Below are 23839 nucleotides of genomic sequence, written 5' to 3'. Positions count from 1 at the left end.
CCCCACCCAACAGCCAGCTCAGGGGCGTGCGCGCAACGCCGCCGCCTGCGCCCAGCGCTCGGCCACACGCGGTGCGGTGATGCACACGGCCTGGTCGGTCACCGTGGTCACCGCACGCTCAAGCAGCTGGATGTCGGCCTCGTGCTGGCGCGCGACATGCGGGTCCTCGAAGAAGATCGCCCGCTGGCAGTGGCCTTCCAGCACGCGGTCGGCAATCTGCGCGTCGCCGCCCATCGGGCCGCTCTGGTAGCGCTCCACCCAGGGCTGGTCCTGCGGCCAGCCGCGGCTCCAGGCCAGTTCGTTGAGCCGCTGGCCGGTGGTGCCGGTGCCGATCCGCGTACGGAACCGCGACAGCACCTCGAAATGCTCAGCGGCGAACGCCAGCATCGCCGGCTTCATCGCGTCGTGCGCGATCAGCGCCAGCGTCTGCTGTTCGAAGGCGTGCAGATCATCGGCGCCCCGGTCCGCGGCGAGGCCGGCGTGCACGCGCTCGATCTCGATCCAGTCGCGTGCGGTGGCCACGGTGGAGATGAAGGGCTTGCCGTGGATCACGCACTGGCGCTTGAGCGCAGTGGCTTCGGGAAAGATCGAGGAGGGATCGACCGGGTCCATCAGGTAGATCGCCCCGTCCAGCGTGCGCTCCGGTGTTCCCATGCCGACCACTTCGGCCACCAGCTTCATCAGACCGCCCTGGCGCCCGTTCGGATAGCGCCGCAGCGGCGCGAAATCCTGCAGGAATCCCAGTCGCTGGATCGCATCGAAGGTGCGCCCCACCGCATGCAGCTCCACCCCCAGTTCGCGCAGGCCGCGGTCGCTGGCGCGCAGCCAGCGGAACAGCGCGGCGTGCTTGTCGTGATGGTGCAGGCGGTTGGCGGCCAGGCCGATGCGCATGGTGGGCATCCGACAGAGGAAGGAGGCCGCAGTGTAATGCGATCGCATGCCACTGGCGCGGCCGCATGAATGCGATGACGGCCCGGCGCGTTGCGTGCGTGGCGTCACGCACACGAGGGTTTGCAACAAGTTTCATTGCTGCGGTTGGCGCAATCGCTAGGGTGAGTCGGATGCAGCGCAGCGCCTGTCGTCAATGACGCCGACAGGCTGCGCAGGGCGATGTACCGGCGGCGGGGGGAAGGGCGGCGCACCTTCAGGGAGGTCCGCCATTCGACGCTGCCCGGGGCGCATTGCCGTTGGCAACCATGATGCAGGGGGGCAGAACCAATGATCACCAGTGAACAACGGCCTGGGCAGGCGGCGTCCGCGCCGGCGGCGGGGCAATGGGCACTGCGCCGGCAGGCGGTCCACCTGGCGCTGCCGGGTGGGCTGGTGGGCGGTGCACAGGTGACGGTAGACCCGGTCGCCGCATCCGGCTCCCTGCTGCGCTGGGCCATTCCGCTGCTGCTGATGGTGCTGGTGCTGCTGTTGATGCACGCCTATGGCTACTGGCGGCTGCACCGCGAGGCCGGCGAACGCCGCCGCGCCGAGCGGCGCCTGCAGGAGGTGTGCGCCACGCTGCCGGCGGTGGTGTACCAGGCGCGCCGCGGGCGTGACGGCGTGTTGTCCTTTCCCTACATCACCGGCGACATGTACTCGCTGTTCGGGCTGTCGGCCGAGGTGGCGATGGCCGATGAGTCGCGCCTGTTCGCCACGGTCCACCCCGACGACCAGACGCATCTGCGGCGCAGCGTGGAGGTGTCCGCCGCGCACCTGACGGTGATCGATGTCGAATTCCGCGCCTGCGGGCCGCAGGGCTGGCGCTGGGTGCGGTCGCGCGGCCAGCCGATGGCTGCCGACGACGACAGCGTCAAATGGAGCGGCTACTGGATCGATGTCACCGCCTCGCACGAGCAGGCCACCGCACTGGCCGCCGCCCGCCGCGACGCCGAGGCCGCAGCGGCGGCCAAGGCGAACTTCCTGGCCACCATGAGCCACGAGATACGCACCCCGATGAGCGGCATGCTGGGCATGCTCGAGGTGCTCGAAGACACCGGGCTGGATGAGGAACAATGCGCGCTGCTGGCCACCGTGCACGATGCAGCGAGCCTGCTGCGGCAGATCCTGGACGACGTGCTGGACTATTCGCGCATCGATGCCGGTGCGCTGCCACTGGAAGCCACGCCGATCGCGCTGTCCGGCATCATCGGCAACGTGCAGCGCCTGCTGTCGCCGATGGCGGCCAACAAGGGGCTGTGGCTGCGCTACCGGATCGACCCGCGGGTGGCGGCCGGTCACTGCGGCGACGGGGTGCGCCTGCGCCAGATCCTGTTCAACCTGCTGAGCAATGCGTTGAAGTTCACCGCGCACGGCGGTGTGCGGATCGAACTGGACGTGCGCGCGGACGAGGGTGACCGGCAGCGCCTGTGCCTGGCGGTGATCGATACCGGCATCGGCGTATCGGCCGAGCAGCAGGCGGTGCTGTTCAGTCCCTTCACCCAGGCCGAGGCCTCGATCGGGCGCCGCTATGGCGGCAGCGGGCTCGGATTGAGCATCTGCCGTGGGCTGGCCGGCCTGATGGGCGGCGAGCTGCGCATGCACAGCTCGCCCGGGCAGGGCACGCGCATGGAACTGGAACTCACCCTGCCGGTTGCACTGGCACCGGGCGCCGTGCCAGCCAGCGACACCGACGTGGCCGAGACCGTGTTCGCGCCTGGCCTGCAGGTGCTGGTGGCCGAGGACGACCCCATCCACCAGGCGCTGATGGCCTGGCGGCTGCGTCAGCTGGGCCTGGGCCACACGATGGCCACGCAGGGCGAAGAAGCGCTACGCCTGATGCAGGACCGGCCCTTCGATCTGGTCATCACCGATTGCCAGATGCCGGTGATGGACGGGTATGCGCTGGCAAGCGCGATCCGGCGCACCGAGCGCGCAACCGGTGCCGTGCCGGTGCCCATCGTGGGCCTCACCGCCAGCGTGCAGACGCAGACGCAGCAGCGCTGCCAGCAGGCCGGCATGGACCGCATGTTGACCAAGCCGATCACCCTGGAGGCGCTGCGTGAACACCTGGCGGCATTGCTGACGACTACCGCGGATATGGCCGCCGCGGTAGACCCGGCGCCGTGCGTGGAGGCCTTGGGCCGGCAGCTGGGCTCGAACGCGACCGCGCGCGAGGTGCTGGCGCTGATGCAGACCACCACCCGCGCCGACCTGGCCGGCCTGACCCGGGCCGTGGCAGGGGACGACGCCCCGGCGGCCAATGCCTGCCTGCATCGCATGGCAGGGGGGCTGGCCGTGGTCGGGGCGCACCGGCTGGGCAGACAGGCGCGCGGGCTGATGCGGGCGCTGGAGGAGGCTCCGCTGGCCGACAGCCGCGCCGGGCTGGGCCGGTTCAGTGCCGGGGTGGAGCGCTACCTGGCCGGGCTGCGCGGGGTGGAGTTTTCGTAATAGTTGCATGGTGTCGGATTCGGCCCTGAACGACAGTGGCGCGGTGTTCCCCCGCCCTGGAGTACCCGCCATGACCCCGATCCCCTCCGTTGCCGTCCCGGCGCCCCGCGCGTCGGCCGACCGTGCCACCCGCCTGCGCACCCTGGCGGGCGTGCTGCGGCAGGCGCCCGCGTCCGAAGCGGAGCTGCTGCTGGCCGGGCTGGCCCGCATGCTGGAGGCGCACATGGGCGGCAGCCACGAGGATGCCGTCAGCAATGCGCGCATCCGCGCCCAGCTGGACAACATCCAGCTGCTGCTGGCGCTGGAGATTGAACGCGCGGGGATCGACCCGCAGGCCGCCCGCGCCGCCTGATCCTTAGGCGCTCAGGCGGTAACGAGCTGGACGATGCTGGCGGCCGCGTCGCGGCCCTCGGCCACGGCGGTCACCACCAGATCGGCACCGCGCACCGCGTCGCCACCGGCGAACAGGCGCGGGTGGGCGGTCTGGAACGGCAACCGGCCGGCGCCACCGGCCACGATCCGCCCGTTCTGGCCCGCTTCCACCCCGTGCGCGGTCAGCCAGGCCGGCGCGCTGGGCGAGAAGCCGAACGCGATGATCACCACGTCCGCTTCCAGCAGGGATTCGCTGCCGTCGATCGGCACCGCGTTGCGGCGGCCCTGCGCGTCGGGCTCGCCGAGCTGGGTTTCCACCACCATCACCCCGATCACCTCGTCGTCGGCACCGGCTTCGATCGACAACGGTTGGCGGTTGAACAGGAAGCGCACGCCTTCCTCGCGCGCGTTGGCCACTTCGCGTGCCGAGCCGGGCATGTTGGCCTCGTCGCGACGGTAGGCGCAGGTGACCTTGGCCGCGCCCAGGCGCACCGCGCTGCGGACGCAGTCCATGCCGGTGTCGCCACCGCCGAGCACCACCACCCGCTTGCCCTCCAGGTCCGGCAGGGCGATCTGGTCTTCCCAGCCGGCAATGGGCCGGCCGTGCGCGTCGCTGCCACCGACAATGCGGCTGTTCTGCACCAGGAACGGCAGTGCCGGCAGCACGCCCTTCAGGTCCTGCCCGAGCAGGCCGCCGTCGGTGTAGCGGTAAGCACCGGTGCCGATGAACACCGCGTCGTACTCGGTCAGCAGCTGGTCCACGCTGACATCGCGCCCGATCTCCACGCCCAGCCGGAACTGCACGCCCATGCCCTCCAGCACGTTGCGGCGGCGGCTGATCACCGCCTTGTCCAGCTTGAAACTGGGGATGCCGAACTGCAGCAGCCCGCCGATCTGTTCGTAGCGGTCAAACACCACGGCCTGCACACCGGCATGCGCCAGCTTGTCGGCGCAGGCCAGCCCGGCCGGGCCGGCACCGATCACCGCCACGCGCTTGCCGGTGGCTTCCACCGCGCTCATGTCCGGGCGCCAGCCGGTGGCCAGGGCGGTATCGACGATGTACTTCTCGACCGCGCCGATGGTCACTGCGCCGAACTCCTCCAGCGTGCAGCTGCCTTCGCACAGCCGGTCCTGCGGGCACACCCGGCCGCACACTTCCGGCAGCGGGTTGGTGGAATGGCACAGCGTGGCCGCTTCGTGGATGCGGTTCTCCTGCACCAGCTGCAGCCACTGCGGGATGGCGTTGTGCACCGGGCACTTCCAGCTGCAGTACGGGTTGCCACAGTCCAGGCAGCGCCCGGCCTGGAACTGGGCGTCTTCCTTGCCGAACTTGCCGTACAGCTCACCCCAGTCGCCGGAGGTGCGCAGTTCCACCGGAATGCGCTGCGGCATGGTCCGGGGCAGGTCGAGGAACTGGAAGGCTTGCTTGCGGCTCATGGCTTGCTCTGTGGTGAGGTTGCCGGCCAGCGGCCGGCACTACAGCGGTGGGAACACGAGGCGCCGGTCGATACCGGCGCTTCTCCGCGCTTACGCGGCGCGGCGCAGCGAGTCGGTCAGCGATTCGATGCTGGCGGCCTTGGGTTTGACCAGCCAGAACTTGCCGACGTAATCGCGGAACTCGTCGAGGATCTGCTGCGCCCAGATGCTGCCGGTGAGCTCGCGGTGGCGGCTGATCAGCGTATGCAGGTGCTGGCGATGGTTCTCGAAGCCCTCGGCGGAGATGCGGTGGATGTCGATCAGCTCGTGGTTGTAGCGGTCCACGAAGTCGCGGTCGATATCCAGCACATAGGCCAGGCCGCCGGTGAAGCCGGCACCGAAGTTCAGCCCGACCTTGCCCAGTACCAGCACGATGCCGTCGGTCATGTACTCGCAGCAGTGGTCGCCGGCGCCTTCGATCACGGCCAGCGCACCGGAGTTGCGCACGCCGAAGCGCTCGCCGGCGCGGCCGGCCGCGAACAGTTCGCCGCCGGTGGCGCCGTACAGGCAGGTGTTGCCGATGATCGCGGTGTTGCGTGCCTCGAAGCGCGCGCCCCGCGGCGGGCGCACCACCAGCCGGCCGCCGGCCATGCCCTTGCCGACGTAATCGTTGGCTTCGCCTTCCACTTCCAGCTGCAGGCCGCCGACATTGAACGCGCCGAAGCTCTGCCCGGCGGTGCCGCGGAAGCGCAGCGACAGCGGTGCATCGCTCATGCCCTGGTTGCCGTGCGCGCGGGCGATCGCACCGGACAGGCGGGTGCCGATCGAGCGGTCGGTGTTGTGGATCAGGAAGCGGTGCTCGCCGCCGAGCTTGCCGGCGATCGCCGGTGCCAGCAGCCCATCCATCTGCGTGGCCAGGCTGTCCGGCGATTCGTACAGGCGCTGGGCGGCGCAGTGGCTGCCGGCGTACTGCGCCGGGTTGAGCAGGCGCGACAGGTCGACCTTGACGCCCGGGCGCGGTGCCACCGCCAGCTGCTGCAGCAGGTCGGTACGGCCGACGATCTCGTCCAGCGAACGCACGCCCAGGTAGGACAGCCAGCCGCGCACTTCCTCGGCCAGCAGCCGGAAGAAGTTCTCCACGCGCTCGGGCAGGCCGGTGAAGTACTGTGCGCGCAGGCGTTCGTCCTGGGTGGCCACGCCGGTGGCGCAGTTGTTGAGGTGGCAGATGCGCAGGTACTTGCAGCCCAGCACGATCATCGGCGCGGTGCCGAAGCCGAAGCTGTCGGCGCCGAGCAGCGCGGCCTTGATCACGTCCAGGCCGGTCTTCAGCCCGCCGTCGGTCTGCAGCAGGGTGCGCCCGCGCAGGTCGTTGGCGACCAGCGCCTGGTGCGATTCGGCCACGCCCAGTTCCCACGGCACGCCGGCATAGCGGATCGAACTGACCGGGCTGGCACCGGTACCGCCGTCATGGCCGGACACGGTGATCAGGTCCGCGCCGGCCTTGACCACACCGGCGGCAATCGTGCCGACGCCGGCATGACTGACCAGCTTCACCGAGACCAGCGCGTCCGGGTTGACCTGCTTGAGGTCGTAGATCAGCTGGGCCAGGTCTTCGATGGAGTAGATGTCGTGGTGCGGCGGCGGCGAGATCAGGCCGATGCCCGGCTTGGCGTAACGCAGCCGCGCGATCAGCTCGTTGACCTTGTGCCCGGGCAGCTGGCCGCCTTCGCCGGGCTTGGCACCCTGGGCGACCTTGATCTGCAGCACTTCGGCATTGACCAGGTACTCGGCGGTGACGCCGAAGCGGCCCGACGCGACCTGCTTGATCTTGCTGCGCTTGTCGGTGCCGTAGCGCACCGGGTCTTCGCCGCCTTCGCCGGAATTGCTGCGCCCGCCGAGCCGGTTCATGGCGATTGCCAGTGCTTCATGCGCCTCGGGTGACAGCGCGCCCAGGCTGATGGCGGCGGTGTCGAAGCGGCGGAACAGGTCTTCGGCCGGCGCCACCTCGTCCAGCGGGGTGGGCACGGGCGCGGCCTTGAGCTGCAGCAGGTCGCGCAGCGCCGACACCGGGCGGCCGTGCACGGCCTCGCAGTAGCGCTGCCAGTCGGCGGCATCGCCGCTGCGCGCCGCGCGCTGCAGGGTCATGACCACGTCCGGGTTGTACATGTGGTACTCGCCGCCGTGCACGTACTTGAGCACGCCGCCCACGTCCGGGCGCAGCAGGTCGTTCCAGGCGCGCACGGTGAGCTCGCGCGCTTCCTGGTCCAGGCGCTCGAAGCCGACCCCGGCCACCCGCGAGGCGGTCTCCGGGAAGCACAGGTCGACCACCTCGTCGTCGAGGCCGACGATCTCGAACAGCTGCGCGCCGCGGTAGCTGGCCACGGTACAGATGCCCATCTTCGAGATGATCTTGGACAGGCCCTTGTAGATGCCCTTGCGGTAGCGGCGGCCGATCTGCGACTGCTCGCCGCCCTTGCTGAGCTGCAGGATGCCGCGCCGGCCCAGGTCGAACAGGGTCTGGTAGGCCAGGTACGGGTACACCGCGGTGGCGCCGAAGCCGAGCAGGCAGGCCATGTGGTGCGCGTCGCGCGCGGTGCCGGTTTCCAGGATCAGGTTGACGTCGCAGCGCAACCCGGCATTGGACAGGTGATGGTGCACCGCGCTGGTCGCCAGCAGGGCATGCACCATCGGCCGGTCGGCTACCGGGTAGCGGTCGCTCAGCAGCAGCATCACGATGCCATCGCGCGCGGCGGCTTCGGCCTCGGCGCAGATGCGCTCGATGCCGGCCTTCAGGCCTTCGTCCAGGCTGTAGGAGAGGTCGATCAGGCGGTTCTTCTCGACGTACTGCTCCATCTTGATCAGCTGGCGCAGCTTGCGCTGGCTGAGCACCGGCGAGTTGAGGATGACGTGGTTTACCGTCTCCGCACCGGCATGGAAGATGTTGGTCTCCTTGCCGAGCTGGGTGGACAGCGACATGACGCAGTCTTCGCGCAGCGGGTCGATCGGCGGGTTGGTGACCTGCGCGAACGCCTGGCGGAAATAGTCGTAGAGCGGGCGGCTGTGCTGGCTGAGCACGGCCATCGGCGTGTCATCGCCCATCGAGCCGGTGGCTTCCTGCTCGGTTTCGGCCAGCGGTCGCAGGATCTGCTCGACCTCTTCGGTGCTGAGCTGGAACAGCTTGTGGTAGCTGCGCAGCGTGCGTTCGTCGAACGGTTCCTCGACCAGCGACGGGTCGATCAGCTCGGTCTGCAGGTAGGTCACGCCCTGCTGCAGCCACTGCTTGTACGGCGCACGGCCACGGTTGATGCGGTCGATGGCGTCCGAATCGAGCAGGTCGCCGCGCTTGAGGTCGATGGCCATCATCTCGCCCGGGCCGAGCTTGCCCTTGCGCACCACGCGTTCGGCCGGCACTTCCCACACGCCCGCTTCGGAGGCGACCAGGAAGTGGCGGTCGGAGGTGAGCATCCAGCGCGCCGGCCGCAGGCCGTTGCGGTCCAGCGTACACGCCGCATAGCGGCCGTCGCAGGCGACGATGCCGGCCGGGCCGTCCCACGGCTCGCTGTTGAGGCCGTAGAACTCGTAGAACGCGGCCAGGTCGGGGTCCTTGAACTCCAGCGACTGGGTCGCCGGCGGCACCAGGATGCGCAGCGCCTGGATCAGTTCCATGCCTGCGCTGACCATCAGTTCCAGCATGTTGTCCAGGCTCTGCGAGTCCGAGCCATGCATGGAGATCACCGGGTCGAACTGGCCGATGTCGAAGCGCGGGGTCTTCCACACCTTGCTGCGCGCCTGCGCCCAGCGCCGGTTGCCTTCGATGGTGTTGATCTCGCCGTTGTGGGCGAGCATCCGGAACGGGTGCGCCAGCGGCCAGCGCGGCAGCGTGTTGGTGGAGAAGCGCTGGTGGAACACGACCGCACTGGAGGCCAGGTCGTTGCGCTGCAGGTCCGGGTAGAAACGGCTGAGCTTGTCCGGCAGCACCATGCCCTTGTAGCTGATCGCGTTCGGGCTGAGCGTGGTGACGTAGTAGTCGGCGTGGTCGCGCAGCTGCTGTTCGCTGCGGCGGCGGGCCAGGAACAGTGCCAGGGTGAAGGCGGCCTCGTCCTGGCCGGTGCCGGCATCGACGAACACCTGTTCGATGCGCGGCAGCGTGTCGCGCGCCAACTGGCCGCAGACGCTGGCATCGGTGGGCACCACGCGCCAGCCGACCGGGGTGCAATCGGCCGCGCGCAACTGCGCTTCCAGCGTGTCGCGGCAGGTCTGTGCGGCGGCATCGTCGTGCGGCAGGAACACCACGCCGGCGGCGAAGCGTGCGCCGAGGTTGAGCCCGGCCTCGGCGGCGAGCGCGTTGAGGAAGGCATCCGGGCGGCGCAGCAGCAGGCCGCAGCCGTCGCCGGTGATGCCGTCGGCGGCGACGCCGCCGCGGTGGGTCATGCGCGAAAGTGCGGCAATGGCGGTGTCGACCAGCAGCCGTGACGGCTGGTCGTCGAGCTGGGCAACCATGCCGAAACCACAGGCATCGCGCTCATCTTGCGGGTCGTAAAGCCCTTGGCGGTTGCGGGGGGCCATCTCTGCCTCGAAGTCGGGTGAGCGGCGACAGTCGTCCCCGCTCAATCCGTTGAGCGCAAGCGAAGGCACCGGATGACTCGACTAGAGCATAGTTGTTGCAACGCCGCAATACACGGTTGCAGGCGCAACCAAACCCCTGCTTTTCCAGCCTCCAACGCCGCGTGTTCAGCCGCAGCGCAGGCCGCTGATCACGCCTTTTTCGTCCAGTTCGATGTTCAGCCGCTCACCCACGAATTCCATCGTGGTCAGGTCGCTGGGCTTGAGCACGCGCAGCTGTTTGGCACCGGCATCCTGCTGGGCCTGGCTGCCCACCGCATCGGTGAACGACTGGCCGATCAGGCTCTGCACCTGGGTGGCGTCGCAGTTGCCGACCGGCGGCGCTTCCAGTGCCTTGCCGGTGGCATCGGCGGGGGCGGCGGCGGCTTCGGCGGCCTGCTGCGCATGCATGCCCACTGCTTCCTGTTCGTCCATCGGCGGCGCCTGGCAGGCGCTCAGCACGAGGACGGCCGGGAACAGGGCAATCGACAGAATCTTGGGACCCACACAACGCCGCAGGCGGCGGAACGACAAGGACGACATCGGCACTCCAGACATCCAACCGGGAAACGATGGAGCATATCGCCTGGACGGGGGGCAGGTGTTGGGGTTGCGTTATTGACGCGCTGCCGCACCGCCACCGGCGACACTGGGGCTCCCGTCCTGCAGTGCTCTCCATGCCGATCCGACCTGCCGCCACGCCCGAAGCCACCGCTGCCCGCCAGGCCGGCCTGCGCCATGTCAGCGACGACCAGCCGGGAATCGCCCGGCGCCGGGCCGGCAAGGGCTTCAGCTACCGCGATGCGGACGGGGCGGCGGTCCGCGATGCCGCCACGCTGGCGCGGATCCGCGCGCTGGCGGTGCCGCCGGCCTATACGGCGGTGTGGATCTGTGCGCAGGCCAACGGCCACCTCCAGGCCACCGGGCGCGACGCACGTGGCCGCAAGCAGTACCGCTACCACGCCGACTGGTCGCGGGTACGCGGCGATGGCAAGTTCGACCGGGTGATCGCCTTCGGCATGGCCCTGCCGGCGCTGCGCCGCCGCCTGCGCCGCGACCTGGCGCTGCCCGGGTTTCCGCGCAACAAGGTGCTGGCGATCGTGGTCGCCCTGCTGGCCGATACCCTGGTGCGCATCGGCAATGCCGCCTACGCCCGCGACAACCGGTCCTACGGCCTGACCACGCTGCGCAACCATCACCTGGCGCTGGTCAAGGGCGGGCGGGCGCAGATGCGCTTCCGCGGCAAGTCTGGCCAGGCGCATGAGATCGATGTGGACGATCGCCGCCTGGTGCAGCTGATCCGGCGCTGCCAGCAGCTGCCCGGGCAGGCGTTGTTCCAGTACCGCGATGACGATGGCAGCGTGCAGCCGGTGGATTCGGGGCAGGTCAACGACTACCTGCATGCGGCGATGGGCGAGGAGTTCAGTGCAAAGGATTTCCGCACCTGGGGCGGCACCGTCGCCGCGCTGCGCCAGCTCGCCGCCACCGCGCTGCCCGAGCCGTCCAGCGAACGGGCACTGATGGCGCTGCAGAACGAGGTGGTGGGCGCGGTGGCGGCGCTGCTGGGCAACACGCCGGCGGTGTGCCGCAAGGCCTATATCGACCCGTGCGTGTTCGACGGGTGGCGCGCCGGTCAGTTGGGCCGTCTGACCGGGCTGCGCGGCGACCGCCAGTGGGAGCAGGCGACGCTGCGCTTCCTCAAGTCCGCGCGCCGCAGCGCCCGCGCGAAGACGGCCGCGCGCTGAGCACGCGCGCCGCTCAGCCGCAGTAGAGCGCGGTGATGTTGTTGGTGCGGCCGGTTTCGATGGTCAGCCGATCGCCGCCGCTCTGCGCGCCCGGCGTGGGGTCGGCCGCCCCGCTGGCCGTGGGGCCGCTCTCGGTGCGCTGGCCGCGGACCACTGCAACCTGCAGGCTGTCGCTGTCCACGCGGGCGCGTTCGATGGTGGCGGCCGAGGCGGCCAGACCCACCGCACCCCGCACCTTGTCCACGTGGCACTGGCCGGAGATCACGCCGTCGATGGGCTGCACCTGCGCCATCGGCGCGCTGCTGCAGGCGGAAAGGGCGGCGACGGCAGCCACCGCGATGAGGGTGCGATACATGGGGAACTCCAGGAAGGGCGATGCCGGCCTGCAGCGTGCCTTCGGTGGCGTATGCGGCGGATGAACGCGTACACGGCATGCCCACATCGCGCTCACCCTGCCTGGCCGCGCGGTTGGCCACACTGCCTCTGCACTTGAACGCTTTCGCAAAGGAGCCGCAGATGGCCACCCGCACGACCCGAACCCGCCCTTCCGCCCCGCGCAAGACCGCCACCGGCAAGGCCGCCAAACCGGCGGCCGAGCGCACGCCCGTGGTCAAGACGGCCACCCGCAAGGCGGCCGCCAAGGACCCGCGCGCGGCCCGCGTCGCCGCCCGCCAGCGGCGCCTGCAGGATCAGGAGAAGGCCAAGGATGCGCGCGTGGCCAAGCAGGCGGCGAAGAAACAGGTCGCCGGTACGGCAGCGAAGAAGGCCGGCAAAAAAGCCACCCAGGCCGGGGCACGCAGGCAGCCCGAGACGATGCCCGCCCAGCACCTGGCCAAGCCGGGCAACGAACACGAACTGGACCTGGCGCCGCGGTTCCTCGCGCCGGATTACCGCGGCAGCGGCAAGTTGCAGGGCAAGCGCGCGATCATCACCGGTGCCGATTCCGGTATCGGCCGCGCCGTGGCGGTGCTGTTCGCACGCGAAGGCGCCGACGTCGCCGTGCTGCACCTGGATGAAGCGGCCGATGCGAAGGTCACCCGCCAGCACGTGGAAGCCGAAGGCGGCCGCTGCGTGGTGATTGCCGGCGACGTACGCGATCCGGCGTTCTGCGCCAAGGCCGTCAAACAGGTGGCCAAGGCGTTCGGCGGCATCGACATTCTGGTCAACAACGCGGCGTTCCAGCTGCATTGCGAACGGCTGGAAGACCTGGAGGACGCACATCTGCAGGAAACCCTGCAGACCAACATCGGTGGCTACATCCAGATGGCTCGCGCGGTGCTGCCACACCTGGACGAAGGCGACTGCATCATCAACACCGGCTCGGAAACCGGGCTGTTCGGCAGCAAGGCATTGATCGACTATTCGGCGACCAAGGGCGCCATCCACGCGTTCACCAAGGCGCTGGCCAGCCAGCTGCTGCCGCGTGGGATCCGGGTCAATGCGGTGGCGCCGGGCCCGGTGTGGACCCCGCTGAACCCGGCCGACAAACCGGCGCAGGACGTGGCCGACTTCGGCAGGGACAGCGACATGGGCCGCCCGGCACAGCCGGAGGAACTGTCGCCGGCCTACGTATTCCTGGCCTCGCCGGTGACCGCCAGCTACATCAGCGGCGTGATCCTGCCGGTGATGGGCGGGCCGCGCGGCTGACCGCCGGCGGTGGCGCGTAGAAGTCGGCGATGGCCGGGATGAAGGTCTGCGGGTTGGCGCCGACCAGGTTGGTCAGCACGATCACCGCCAGCCCGCGTTCGGGGTAGACGATGAAGGCCGCGCGCGCACCGCCCATGCCGCCCACCTGCAGGTCGGGCGCCGTGTTCAGCACCGGCCAGCCGGCGGCCCAGCGGCCATCGGTGCCATCGTTGAGGCGCTCGGCGCGCCACATGCGTGCGGTGCCGCCGCGGCCAAGCAGCCGGTGCTGCAACACCGCCACCATCCACTGCGCGACGTCGTCGGCGGTGGTCAGGATGCCGCCCCCGGCCCACAGGGTCGGGGGCATGTCGTAGAACCAGTGCGACAGCCGCGGTGTCGCGTCCGGCGCATCGGTGCTGCGCGGGAAGTAGCTGTACATCGTGGCCGCGCCGGCCACCAGGTCGTAGCTGTCGCCGAAGGTGGTGCGCGGCATGCCGGCCGCCGTGAACTGCTGCTGCAGGTACTGCGCGTAGGGCATGCCCGATTGCCGGGCGATGATGCGCGCCAGCAGCACGTAGTTGGTCTGGTTGTACATGAAGCGTTCGCCCGGCGGCGCCTCCACCGGCAGCGCGGTCACTGCGGTCCACGCGTCCTGCTCCGTGCCGCCGCCGATCAGGCCGTGCGCGTCCAGGATGTCGGGCAAGCCGGAGGTATGCGCCAGCAGCTGGCGCACGCGCACGCCGCGCCACGCGGCGGGCAGATCGTCCAGGTACCGCGCCAGCGGCGCGTCCAGATCCACCCGCCCGGCGTCGGCCAGCTGCGCCATCGCCACGCCGGTGAAGGACTTGGTGGCCGAGTTCAGCGGAAACCGCGTGGTGGGCGTGGTTGCGGTGCCATTCTCGACATTGGCCACGCCAAGCGCCTCGGACAGCACCACGCGCCCCTGCATGACCACCGCGATCTGCAGCCCGGGAATGCGCTGTGCCTGCATGGTCTCCTGCACGAACCGGCGGGTCTGCGCGTTGGCCTGCTCCCACGCGGTGGTGGTGGGAGCGGCGTGCAACGGCGGCAGACCGGGCAGGATCAGCGTGGCGAAGATGAGCAGGAAGCGGTGTCGTCGGGAAGGCATGCGGTGTCCTTTGGCCATCAGCGGCTCGACGGCTTGGATGCCGGTACCGTGCAGAGGGTTTAAGGCGACCTCGCTGATGACCGTTCGTCGGCGCGCGCCATCCGGCACTTGACGACATCTGTAGTCACTGGCACCGTGGCGACACGTGTAGTCATCGGAGTGTGTCATGCGCGGCAAAACCATCGGGGACCAGGAACTGGCCCTCCTGCAGTACGTAGCGGAACAGGGCGGCGCCACCGTAGGTGAGGTGGCGGCGGGGTTCGGAGAGGAGCGTGGCCTGGCCCGCTCGACCGTGCTGACCATGATGGAGCGCCTGCGCGGCAAGTCGTATCTGCAGCGCAGGCAGGTCCAGGGCGTGTATCGCTATGCCGCCACCACCGGGCAGGACAGCGTGGTCCAGGGCGCGGTGGCCAGCTTCGTCGAAAAGACGTTGCAGGGCTCGGTATCGCCGTTCGTGGCCTTCATGTCGCACAAGGCCGAAGTGAGCGACCAGGAACTGGCCGAGCTGGAAGCCTTGGTCGCGCAGCTGCAGTCGCGCAAGCGGGAGAACTGAGACATGGACGCCTTGATGATCGAACTGCTGACGCGGCTGGGCTGGACCAGCCTGCAGAGTGTGCTGCTGGTGGCCCTGGTATGGGGCGTGTGCCGGCTGCTGCCGGCGCTGCCGACCGCCACGCGGTGCCGGCTGTGGTGGCTGGTAGCCGCGCAGGCGGTGCTGGGCCTGGTCTGGAGCAGCCCGCTGGAGCTGGCGGTGCTGCCGGCGCCGGCCGCGCCCACCACGCAACTGGCCGCGCTGCCGGCCGTGGAGACGGCACTGGCGAGCGCGCCCGTCATGACCGACGCGGTGGTGATGGCGGCCCCGCAGGCGGCACTGTCGTGGCCGGCGCTGCTGCTGGCCGCGTGGGCGGCCGGGGTGCTGGTGATGCTGGTGCACAGCCTGCGTGGCTACCGGCACAGCCGCGCGCTGGTGCGCGGTGCCGCCGACTGCACCGACGCGACCCTGCGCCAGGCGTTGCAGCTGGCCGCCGAAGCACACGGTCTGCGCCGCGCGCCGACCCTGAAGATCTCCGCGCAGATCCGCTCGCCGCAGCTGATCGGGCCGTGGCGCCCGGTGCTGCTGCTGCCGGCACGCGAACTGCCGGCGATGAGCGCCGACGATCTGGACATGGCATTGACCCATGAACTGGTGCACCTGCAGCGCCGCGACCTGTGGTGGGGGCTGCTGCCTGCCCTGGCCCAGCACCTGTTCTTCTTCCACCCGCTGGTGCACCTGGCCGCGCGCGAATATGCCGTGGCCCGCGAAGAAGCGTGCGACGGTGCCGTGGTGGCCGGGCACGGCCATTGCCGCCACGACTACGGCCGGCTGCTGGTGCAGCTGGGCGTGGCACCGCGGCCGGCGGTGGGCGTGGCCAGCGCCTCGCCGAACTTCCGCAGCCTCAAGCGCCGGCTGCTGACCCTGCAGCAGACGCGCCGCTTCCCGCGCGTGGCTGCCCTGGCGATCACTGCGATGGTCGTGCTGGTCGGGGTGGCGCCGATGCGCCTGGTGGCTGCCGTGGCGCCGCCGCCGCCGCCCGCACCGCCGGCACCGGCCGCACCGCACGTGCCGACCCCGCCGGCACCGCTGCCTGCCGCTGTGCCGCTCGCAGCACCTGCGCCGCTCGCAGCACCGGTTCCGCTGGCCGCACCGCAGCCACCGGTCGCGCCCACGGCACCGCATGCGCCGGAACCGCCCAAGGCACTGGGCGATGGGATGGCCCTGGTCACCCACGGCCAGCTCAACCTTTCGCGGCAACCCGCAACCGCCTTCGTGCTGATGGGCGGGGACAGCAACTTCGTGGACGCCTCGATGGCCGACCTCAAGCAGGCCAAGCACGATGCCCACGGCGACGAACCGGCCCTGTGGGTGCGCCGTGGCCAGGACCGCTACCTGATCCGCGATCCGGCCGTGCTCCGGCAGCTGGCCCGTACCCAGGCCGAAGTCGTCGCGCTGGGCAACGCACAGGTCGGGCTGGGCGATCGCCAGTCCGAACTGGGCCAGCTCCTGGCCGACGCATCAATGCAGGTCACTGCCGATGCGATGGCGTCGGTGGATGTGGCCGCGTTGGCCAACCTGGCCGCCCGCCAGTCCAGCGCCGCGGCGGCGTCCGAGGCGGGGCAGGCCGCGCGGCAGGCCCGCCTCGCCGCACGCAAGGCGGTGGATGCGCAGCAGATCGCGCGGGTCGCGCGTGAGCAGGCCGAGATGGGCCGCGAGCAGGCGCGTCTGGCCCAGCAGCAGAGCATGGCCACGGCACGTGCCTCACGCGACGTACGTGCGGCGATCGATCAGGCCCTGTCCAGCGGCAAGGCCGAGCGCCTGCGCGACTGAGGCCGGCCCGTTTCACGTGCTGCCTGCGCCGCGCGCAGGCAGCACGTCGGCTTCATCCGCAGTTGGCGCGCACGATCCTGTTCTGTGCGTCCACTTCCAGGCTGAGGCGGTCTTCGCGGAAGTCCATCGTCATCGCCATGCCCGGCTTGAGCACACGCGCATGCCGCGCACCGCTGGCTTTCACGGCCTGCTGCACCACCGCTTCGGTGGCGGTCTTTCCGACCAGGCTGGCGACCTTCTCCGGATCGCAACGTGCCGCGCTCCCGGCCACGGCAGGCTCGGTGGCGGCCGGTGGGGTGTCGGCCGACGGCGACGGGCCGGCGGCGGTTCTGGCCGGGTGGCTGCAGGCTGCCAGCGGCAGCGCGCACGCCACGGCAAACATCAGGTTCCAACGCATGCGGTTCTCCTCCCACGGTAAGTACCGGCAGTGTCCGTGGGTGGGCCGTTACGCGGCGTCAACGCGGCCGCTGTGGGGGTTCAACGGCCTGCAGGGCAAGCGTTTCCCGTTCCTGCTGTTCCTCGGCCACCAGCCGCAGCATCAGCAGCGACAGCGTCACCACGTCCTGGTGGTTGTGGTCGGCCACGCGGCGCAGATTCACCGCACTGCCGCCGCGCAGGTAGTTCAGCCACGCGGCCGGCGCCTCCGAACCGGGCAGGTCGTCCTCGCGCACGATCTGCAGCAGCTGGCGCTCGATGGTGGCCAGCCGGCAGTTCTCCCAGGTGCCGCGGTAGCGGCGGCGGGTAGGGAACAGCAGGTCCACATGGTCGTGCGCGCTGATCGGGTCGCCGTGGCGGGCCAGCCGGAACCGCGTCTTCAACAGCGGTGCGTCGTAGCAGCGGCCGTTGTAACTGCAGAACACCAGGCCCGGCCGCAGCCACGTGGCGAACGTGCGCAGCATCGCCGTTTCCGCACCGAGGGTGGTGATCACCAGCTGGCGGATGCGCAGGCCGTCGCCCCGGTCGGGATGGGCGTACCAGTCGGCCGCGCCGATCATGAAGGCGCGGGTGCCGGTGCCGCCGGCCAGGCCGGTGGTTTCGGTATCGAAGAACAGCAGGTCCTGCGGCTGGACCTGCTCGCCCTCGCGCCTGGCGAACGCCAGCGACAGCGGTTGGGTCGGCATGGGCTGCGGCAGGAACGATTCGATCAGGAACAGGCCCGGCGCGATCTCCTCGCCGGGCACGTGACGATCCTGCGCGTTGGCGCGGGGCAGGGCGGCCGCCGTGGTGCCGCGCGCGCGCAGGCCGAGCAGGCGATGCAGGCTGCCGACCTCGGGCGTGCGCAACGCAGGTGCGGGGGCTGCCACCACCGCCGCAGGGGCGGCGTCGCCGGTGGGCTTGTGGCGGATCTCCTGCTCGACCCAGGCGAACACCGAGGCCGGCGCGGGCGTGCGCGCCTGCGCGTCATTGGCGGCGGCCGGGAGCGGCGCTGACGGTTCGGCGGGAGGGAACGGCCCGCGGTCGGCACCTGCCGGCGTTGCCGGCGCCGGGGTGGCGTCGCCGGCCTGCCGCCGCAGCAGGCGCAGCTTGTCCAGGCTCAGGCTCACTGCGGCACCACCTCGGCGGCGGCGCGCTCGCGCTCGGCGGCGCTGGGCAGGGCATGCGCGTCGAACAGGTCCAGCACGTGCAGTGCCAGCGCCTTGGGCGTGGTGGCGTCGTCTTCCTGCCCGGCCAGCACCGGGCCCACGCAGGCCGGGCACCCGGCCTTGCAGTCGCAGCGCTGCACCAGTTCGCGCGCGCGCTGCAGCAGCTCGGCCTGGCGCAGCCACAGCGGCTCGCTCAGGCCCACGCCACCGGGGAAGTTGTCGTACAGGTACACGGTGGGCACGAACTGCTGCTGCAGCTCGATCGCGCTGGCATCGAACTCGGCACCGCGCAGCTGGCCGCGACCGCTCTGGTCGGCCACTGCGAACCACGCACCGTCGCCATTGCCGACCGCCTTCTGCAGGTCTCGGGCATCGGCCATCACCGCCACGGTGGCCACGATGTGCAGCGCGTAGGCCGCGCCAAGGAAACCGTCCAGCGCTTCCTGCTTGCTGTCGAACGCGGTCAGCAGCAGCGCCTGCGGCAGCTGCCACCACACGGCAGTGGTGTGCAGTTCCTGGTCGGGCAGGTTGACCGGGCCGTAGCCGATGTTCTCGTGGGTGTAGTAACGGATCTTCTTGTAGCCGGCCACGCGGCGCACCACGTGTACCTCGCCGTGGTGCGAGTCGCCGCGCCCGGCCTGGCAGCCGTCGAACCGGTCCAGCACCTTGAGCTTGGTGAAGTCGATGCTGTCGGTGTAGTAGTCCACGTGGGTGCGGGTGACGTAGGCCTTGCGGCCCTCCCAGTCCAGCCGTTCCACCTGGTACGGGGTGGACTGCACCATGTGGATGGCGCCTTCATACAGGGTGAGCGCGGCGGCGGAATAGTCCACCTCGGCGATGATCTGCTGTTTGCCGTCGCTGCGGTCGACCACCACGAAGTTGCCATCGGCCACCGAGCGCAGGCTCACTGCATTGGCCGGGTAGCTGTCGGCGATCCACTCCCAGCGATCGCCCTCGCGGTGCACGACCTCGGTTTCGGCCAGTGCTTCGAGGAACACCAGCGGATCGATCGGGCCGAACGGATCGCCGGCCAGGAACGGCAGTTCGAAGGCGGCGCAGCGGATGTGGTCGAACAGGATCAGCGGCTGGTCCGGGGCGATGCGCGCATGTTCGGGCGAGGCATCGGCGAAGAAGTCCGGGTGCCGCACCACGTACTGGTCCAGCGGCTGCGAGCTGGCCACCATCACCCCCAGCGCGGGCTGCTGGCGGCGGCCGGCGCGGCCGAAGCGCTGCCAGGTGGCGGCGACGCTGCCCGGATAGCCGTTGAGAATCACCACGTCCAGGCTGCCGATATCCACGCCCAGCTCCAGCGCCGAGGTGCTGACGATGCCGTCGATGGTGCCGGCGCGCATGGCGCGTTCGGTCTCGCGGCGCTCGGTGGGCAGGTAGCCGCCGCGATACGCGCGGATGCGCGCCGGCTTGCGCGGGTCGTGGTCGAAGATGTCCTTGAGGTACTTGGTCAGGACTTCGACCATCAGCCGGCTTTGCGCGAAAATCAGCGTCTTCAGCCCGGACTTGATCGCGATGCGCGCAATGCGGTTGCTCTGCGAGCGCGCCGAGGCACGCAGGCCGAGGTCGGCGTTGACCACCGGCGGGTTCCACAGCAGCACGTGCTTGGGCCCGCTGGGCGCGCCGGATTCGGTGATCGCGGTGACCGGCGCCTCGATCAGCGCTTCGGCATGCGCCTGCGGGTTGCCGATGGTGGCCGAGCACAGGATGAACTGCGGCTCCACCCCGTAGAAGGCACAGATGCGCTTGAGCCGGCGCAGCACGTTGGTGACATGGCTGCCGAACACGCCGCGGTAGGTGTGCACTTCATCGATGACCACATAGCGCAGGTTCTCGAAGAACTGCGCCCACTTGGTGTGATGGGGCAGGATCGCCTGGTGCAGCATGTCCGGGTTGGAGACCACGATGTCGCCGTGCAGGCGGATCGCCTGGCGCGCGTCGCCGGGGGTATCGCCATCGAAGGTGAAGGCCTTGACCCCCAGGTCGCCGGCGCGGTTGAGCTCGAGCAGTTCGGCCACCTGGTCCTGGGCCAGCGCCTTGGTGGGGAACAGGTACAGCGCCTTGGCCTTGCCCTGCATGGCCGCGCTGACCACCGGCAGGGTGTAGCACAGCGATTTTCCGCTGGCGGTGGGGGTGACGATGGCCACGTGCTCGCCGCGCTGGGTGGCCTGCCAGGCCTCGGCCTGGTGGCTGTAGAGCTGTTCGATGCCGCGCGCCTTCAACGCGGCGGCCAGGGCAGCCGGCACATCGGCGGGAAGCGGCGCATAGCGGCCTTCGCGGCCGGGCAGGGTGAAGCTGCCGGTGATGCGGTCGGCATAGCGGCGCTGCAGCCGCGCGGTCAGCAGCGCGCCGTTGCGCGACGGCAGGCCATCGGTGGTGGCGAGGCGGCGCTCGGCATCCTCGGTGCGCTTGGCGAGTTCGTAGGCCATGAGTACAACGGTCTGCAAAGGACGCCATGAAACCACAGCCGTGTCTCATCGATTGAGACACGCGCGAAACGAAATATGAAGGTCGCCTCCGTATCATGCGCCGACGCACGCAACGGACCAGGATGGTGGCTGTGGCAAGGGTTGGACATCGTATTACCGCAGTGGCCGGCATGATGCTGGCAGGCCTGGCACAGGCCCAGCAGCCTCCCACACCGCCGCCGGAGGCGGGCATGCCGCCGCCCGGGGCGAACAAGGACGTCACCACGCTGGGCGAAGTGCGTGCGCTCAAGCCCGATGAGGACGTGCCGCTGGACCTGTACGGGTACCAGAACCCGGTACAGATCGAGCCCAATTCCTTCAACCGTGCCTGGCGCGAGCCGCCATCGCTGGAGCAGGTGGGCATGAGCGGCGGCTACGTGATGATGGGCATCTACTACGTCATCGGCAAAACCGCGCAGGGGCTGCACACCCTGACCCGCGCGCCCGACCCGATCCAGTCAGCCACCGCGCGGCCGCCGCCGGAACTGGACGAGGCGCAGCAGCGCCGGGCGCTGCTGCTGTGCGCGCAGGACGGCTGCGGCGCACCGCCGGGCGGGTGAGGCCAGGCGGGCGCCGTGGGCCGCGCGCTCAGTAGCGCTTGGCGCCCCTGACGGCGCTGTCCATCGATTCCTGGATGCGCCGGATGTCGTTCTGCGCGCCTTCCACGTACTTCTCCACGCAGCGGAAATGCTCCCTGACGTCGCTCTGGTAGCGGCTCAGCTCGGACGGGCTGTTGCCACTGGCCTTGCGCGGCGGCTGGCAGCGCGGCTCGGGGTAGCGGCTGGCGGTCATGTTGCTGGGGCCGATCACCGCCGCCCCGGCCGTGCCGGCGGTCAGCATCGCTGCACCGGCTACCAGCGTCATGGCCATCAAATGTGCAACTCGCGACATGCATGATCCTCCCTGTGGAAACGCAGTATAGGCATGCGCCGCTACTGCTCCCACCACCCCGGCGGCGGGCGGTTGTCGATGTCCCTGCCGAGCGCGTTGGACCGCTCCAGTGCCGGCGCGGTACGGCGAAGCACACACACGCCGTGCCAGCCCACCAGCAGCAATGCCAGCATCCACCACACCGTGTGGATCATCCCGGCCATGCCCAGGTTCGAGGGCAAGGTCGGGTCGAGGGTGAGATGCAGTGTGCGGCCGTCGTCCACGCGTTCGACGATCTGTCCGGATACCGCCACGGTACGCGGCTGGGAAATCTCCGACCGGGTGCGCTCCCAGCGTGCATGTGCCGATTCCTTCCGGTACGGCGAGTCCGCAGGCGCCATGCCGTGAGCAAGCACGACGCCCGGCTGCCCCGCCTCCCGCAACGCCGGCAGCATCGCCTGCAGCTGCGCCTCCACGTAGCGGTCCACCCGGTCCTGGATGAGATCGCGCAGCCGATCGATCCGGTGTTCCTCCAGCAGGAGCACGGTGTCGAAGGCACCCGATGCGGCCAGGGCAACAACGTCCGGCCAGGTCGTGGGCGCCTCGCTGTCGCGCTGTGCGGACAGCGAGGCCCAGGGCAGCTGCAGAAATGCCTCGTACACCGGTTCGCACGCCGTCAGTCCTTCGGCGCACGCGCGATCGACATGGTCGACCAGCGCCGGCAGTCCTTCGACCGACACCCGGCGGGGCAACGACATGCTGCTGTAAACCTGTGCGACGGGGTCGTGCGGGTGCTGGCGGGCCAGGGCCATGCGCAGGGCATGGTCGTCACGGTCGACCTCGGTGTGCAGCAGGGCGCCGGCCTCCAGTGCGCCAATTGCAGGGGGAAGGGTGACCGGTGGTGCCTCCACGGGCGTGGCATCCCAGCGCAACCGGCTGCAGTCGCTGCGGGGCAGGCCATCCGCTGCGTCGTCGTGGCCGGTCAACAGGCAGTACCCGCGGGCGCGGACGTCGAGGTGATCGCCCGGCGCGGGGGGACGGGTCTGCACGGTGGCGGCGACCGCGTCACCGCGCCATTCGCTGCCTGAAAACACCCATGCCGCACGCTGCATGTCGGACAGTGGGCCGTGCCCGCTGGCCAACGCCCAGGCCAGCGCCAGAACGGCGCTGGCGAACACCAGCGCATGCGTGGTCCAGCCGGTGGCGGGAAAGCGTTGCTGCTCGTCCACCCGCGACCAGTGGCGACCGAGCGACAGGGTCTTGCCATCGACCAGGCAGATCTCTGCGTCCAACCACTGGCCCGGTACCGGCATGTCCGCGTTGCCCCACGCGAAGGGCAGGTGCAGGCGCCGGTCATTGCCGACCAGCAGGTGGGTCTCGGACACGGCGGCATTCTGCGGGCTGGGCAGGACCAGCATGTGGAAGACGCCACGGACCCGCACCACCCGCCCGGCCGTTGCGCCCTTCCCGACGGGGCGCCGGAACAGGACCACCGCCCACGCCAGCAGCAGCGCCCCGACGGCCAGACCGAACGTGCTTGCGCGGCCGACGTCGAAGGTCGCGATCCACCAGACGAGGCAGGCCGACAGTCCTGCCACGATGCACGGCCACCGTGCCCGCCATCGACGCCGAAGCGCGACTTCTTCGGGGGTCTCGTCCCGCTCGGACAGCACCTGCGCCGGGGCGGGAAAGGGGATATGCGCTGGGACCGCGTCGGGATCCGGGGCATGCTGCCTGACCAGATCCGCCTGTATCTGCAGTGACCGTGCATGGCCGTCGGGCAGGTGGAAGCCATTGACGCGCACCACGAGGGCGACCTTGCCGCAGATCACCACCTCGGCCGCGTTGTGTGCGGCAAGGTGGGCATGCGCGTCGCATGGCAGCACCACGTCCACGCCGTCGATCAGATCGTGTACCGACGCCGCCCCCTGATACCAGAGGCCGGATCGACGGTAGACACCGTCGAGCCGCTTTACGCCTCCCTCTGCCGGATGGCCCACCGACGCCAGCAGCGGCGCCAGCGCTGCCCGCTCATCGGGCTCGAGCGCACGGTGGTCGGGCTGCGCACGCAGGTGCAGCAGCGCATTGCGCGCGGACGCGCGCAGGAACAGATAGCGGACGGGACCCAGCAGGATGCCGGCGACCAGGAGCACGAACAGGAGGACCGACATCGGGGCACGCGGGAAACAGGAAACCGCGCAGGCTGGTGGGTGCCCCCGGGCCGCCGCAAGTGCGCCTGTCGCGATCCCCCGTCATTGGCGGCATTCGTCGTTATC

Annotated in this window: 18 protein-coding genes; 7 read left to right on the top strand and 11 right to left on the bottom strand. The window is 70.2% G+C overall.

Features of this window, described 5'->3' with window-relative positions:
* Nucleotides 1–18: 18 nt before the first annotated feature.
* A complete protein-coding gene (locus tag ACO6VK_RS19370) occupies nucleotides 19–891 on the bottom strand; it encodes a methylglyoxal synthase (protein WP_422509999.1) in 873 nt (290 codons plus the stop codon).
* Between the two features lie 327 nt (nucleotides 892–1218).
* Between ACO6VK_RS19370 and ACO6VK_RS19365 the strand changes: the two genes are divergently transcribed.
* Together ACO6VK_RS19365 and ACO6VK_RS19360 are read left to right on the top strand one after the other, a co-directional pair.
* A complete protein-coding gene (locus ACO6VK_RS19365) occupies nucleotides 1219–3378 on the top strand; it encodes an ATP-binding protein (RefSeq protein WP_422509997.1) in 2160 nt (719 codons plus the stop codon).
* Between the two features lie 70 nt (nucleotides 3379–3448).
* Complete coding sequence (locus ACO6VK_RS19360) at nucleotides 3449–3730, top strand: hypothetical protein (RefSeq protein ID WP_422509995.1); 282 nt, start codon at nucleotides 3449–3451, stop codon at nucleotides 3728–3730.
* Nucleotides 3731–3741: 11 nt separating this feature from the next.
* On the opposite strand, the gene ACO6VK_RS19355 is transcribed toward ACO6VK_RS19360, so the two are convergent.
* The 3 genes from ACO6VK_RS19355 to ACO6VK_RS19345 all read right to left on the bottom strand — a co-directional run bounded on the left by ACO6VK_RS19355 (nucleotide 3742) and on the right by ACO6VK_RS19345 (nucleotide 10311).
* Entirely contained in the window at nucleotides 3742–5187 is a 1446-nt protein-coding gene (locus tag ACO6VK_RS19355; protein WP_422509993.1) for an FAD-dependent oxidoreductase, read from the bottom strand.
* Between the two features lie 90 nt (nucleotides 5188–5277).
* Nucleotides 5278–9732, bottom strand: coding sequence for a glutamate synthase large subunit (gene gltB / locus ACO6VK_RS19350; RefSeq protein WP_422509991.1), 4455 nt, complete (start codon nucleotides 9730–9732; stop codon nucleotides 5278–5280).
* A gap of 165 nt (nucleotides 9733–9897) precedes the next feature.
* Complete coding sequence (locus tag ACO6VK_RS19345) at nucleotides 9898–10311, bottom strand: I78 family peptidase inhibitor (protein WP_422509989.1); 414 nt, start codon at nucleotides 10309–10311, stop codon at nucleotides 9898–9900.
* 134 nt (nucleotides 10312–10445) lie between these two features.
* Between ACO6VK_RS19345 and ACO6VK_RS19340 the strand changes: the two genes are divergently transcribed.
* Nucleotides 10446–11513 (top strand): DNA topoisomerase IB, encoded by a 1068-nt coding sequence (locus ACO6VK_RS19340; RefSeq protein WP_422509987.1) that lies wholly within the window; start codon nucleotides 10446–10448, stop codon nucleotides 11511–11513.
* 13 nt (nucleotides 11514–11526) lie between these two features.
* Here the strand turns inward: ACO6VK_RS19340 and ACO6VK_RS19335 are convergent, their stop codons facing one another.
* Nucleotides 11527–11868 carry a hypothetical protein gene (locus ACO6VK_RS19335; RefSeq protein ID WP_422509985.1) on the bottom strand — a complete coding sequence of 114 codons (342 nt, stop codon included), beginning with the start codon at nucleotides 11866–11868 and terminating at the stop codon, nucleotides 11527–11529.
* Between the two features lie 161 nt (nucleotides 11869–12029).
* On the opposite strand from ACO6VK_RS19335, the gene ACO6VK_RS19330 reads away from it, so the two are divergent.
* The gene (locus ACO6VK_RS19330; protein WP_422509983.1) at nucleotides 12030–13160 is read left to right on the top strand and encodes an SDR family oxidoreductase; all 1131 of its coding nucleotides are present in this window, start codon (nucleotides 12030–12032) and stop codon (nucleotides 13158–13160) included.
* Here ACO6VK_RS19330 and ACO6VK_RS19325 read toward each other — a convergent pair.
* The gene (locus tag ACO6VK_RS19325; protein ID WP_422509981.1) at nucleotides 13117–14268 is read right to left on the bottom strand and encodes a serine hydrolase domain-containing protein; all 1152 of its coding nucleotides are present in this window, start codon (nucleotides 14266–14268) and stop codon (nucleotides 13117–13119) included. The two genes, ACO6VK_RS19330 and ACO6VK_RS19325, sit on opposite strands and share 44 nt — an antisense overlap.
* 166 nt (nucleotides 14269–14434) lie before the next feature.
* On the opposite strand from ACO6VK_RS19325, the gene ACO6VK_RS19320 reads away from it, so the two are divergent.
* Nucleotides 14435–14821, top strand: a complete 387-nt coding sequence (locus tag ACO6VK_RS19320; RefSeq protein ID WP_422509979.1) for a BlaI/MecI/CopY family transcriptional regulator — start codon at nucleotides 14435–14437, stop codon at nucleotides 14819–14821.
* Between the two features lie 3 nt (nucleotides 14822–14824).
* On the top strand, nucleotides 14825–16633 hold the full coding sequence (locus ACO6VK_RS19315) for a M56 family metallopeptidase (RefSeq protein ID WP_422509977.1): 1809 nt from the start codon (nucleotides 14825–14827) through the stop codon (nucleotides 16631–16633).
* A gap of 52 nt (nucleotides 16634–16685) precedes the next feature.
* Here the strand turns inward: ACO6VK_RS19315 and ACO6VK_RS19310 are convergent, their stop codons facing one another.
* The 3 genes from ACO6VK_RS19310 to ACO6VK_RS19300 are packed head-to-tail and all read right to left on the bottom strand — an operon-like array spanning nucleotide 16686 to nucleotide 20654.
* Nucleotides 16686–17030 (bottom strand): I78 family peptidase inhibitor, encoded by a 345-nt coding sequence (locus ACO6VK_RS19310; RefSeq protein ID WP_422509975.1) that lies wholly within the window; start codon nucleotides 17028–17030, stop codon nucleotides 16686–16688.
* 58 nt (nucleotides 17031–17088) lie between these two features.
* The gene (locus tag ACO6VK_RS19305) at nucleotides 17089–18177 is read right to left on the bottom strand and encodes a ribonuclease H-like domain-containing protein (protein WP_422509973.1); all 1089 of its coding nucleotides are present in this window, start codon (nucleotides 18175–18177) and stop codon (nucleotides 17089–17091) included.
* The gene (locus tag ACO6VK_RS19300; protein ID WP_422509971.1) at nucleotides 18174–20654 is read right to left on the bottom strand and encodes a DEAD/DEAH box helicase; all 2481 of its coding nucleotides are present in this window, start codon (nucleotides 20652–20654) and stop codon (nucleotides 18174–18176) included. The genes ACO6VK_RS19305 and ACO6VK_RS19300 overlap by 4 nt, the downstream gene beginning before the upstream one ends.
* Nucleotides 20655–20824: 170 nt before the next feature.
* Between ACO6VK_RS19300 and ACO6VK_RS19295 the strand changes: the two genes are divergently transcribed.
* On the top strand, nucleotides 20825–21253 hold the full coding sequence (locus ACO6VK_RS19295) for a hypothetical protein (RefSeq protein ID WP_422509969.1): 429 nt from the start codon (nucleotides 20825–20827) through the stop codon (nucleotides 21251–21253).
* 28 nt (nucleotides 21254–21281) lie between these two features.
* Here ACO6VK_RS19295 and ACO6VK_RS19290 read toward each other — a convergent pair whose 3' ends face one another.
* Together ACO6VK_RS19290 and ACO6VK_RS19285 are read right to left on the bottom strand one after the other, a co-directional pair.
* Nucleotides 21282–21584: a hypothetical protein gene (locus ACO6VK_RS19290; RefSeq protein ID WP_422509967.1), complete on the bottom strand. Its 303-nt coding sequence runs from the start codon at nucleotides 21582–21584 to the stop codon at nucleotides 21282–21284.
* 41 nt (nucleotides 21585–21625) lie between these two features.
* Complete coding sequence (locus ACO6VK_RS19285) at nucleotides 21626–23734, bottom strand: IgaA/UmoB family intracellular growth attenuator (RefSeq protein ID WP_422509965.1); 2109 nt, start codon at nucleotides 23732–23734, stop codon at nucleotides 21626–21628.
* Nucleotides 23735–23839: the final 105 nt, after the last annotated feature.

It is taken from the genome of Stenotrophomonas sp. GZD-301 (assembly GCF_049310345.1).
Lineage (GTDB): Bacteria > Pseudomonadota > Gammaproteobacteria > Xanthomonadales > Xanthomonadaceae > Stenotrophomonas.
The sequence above is the reverse complement of the archived record's forward strand: the minus strand, read 5'-3'. Positions and strand labels throughout refer to the sequence as shown.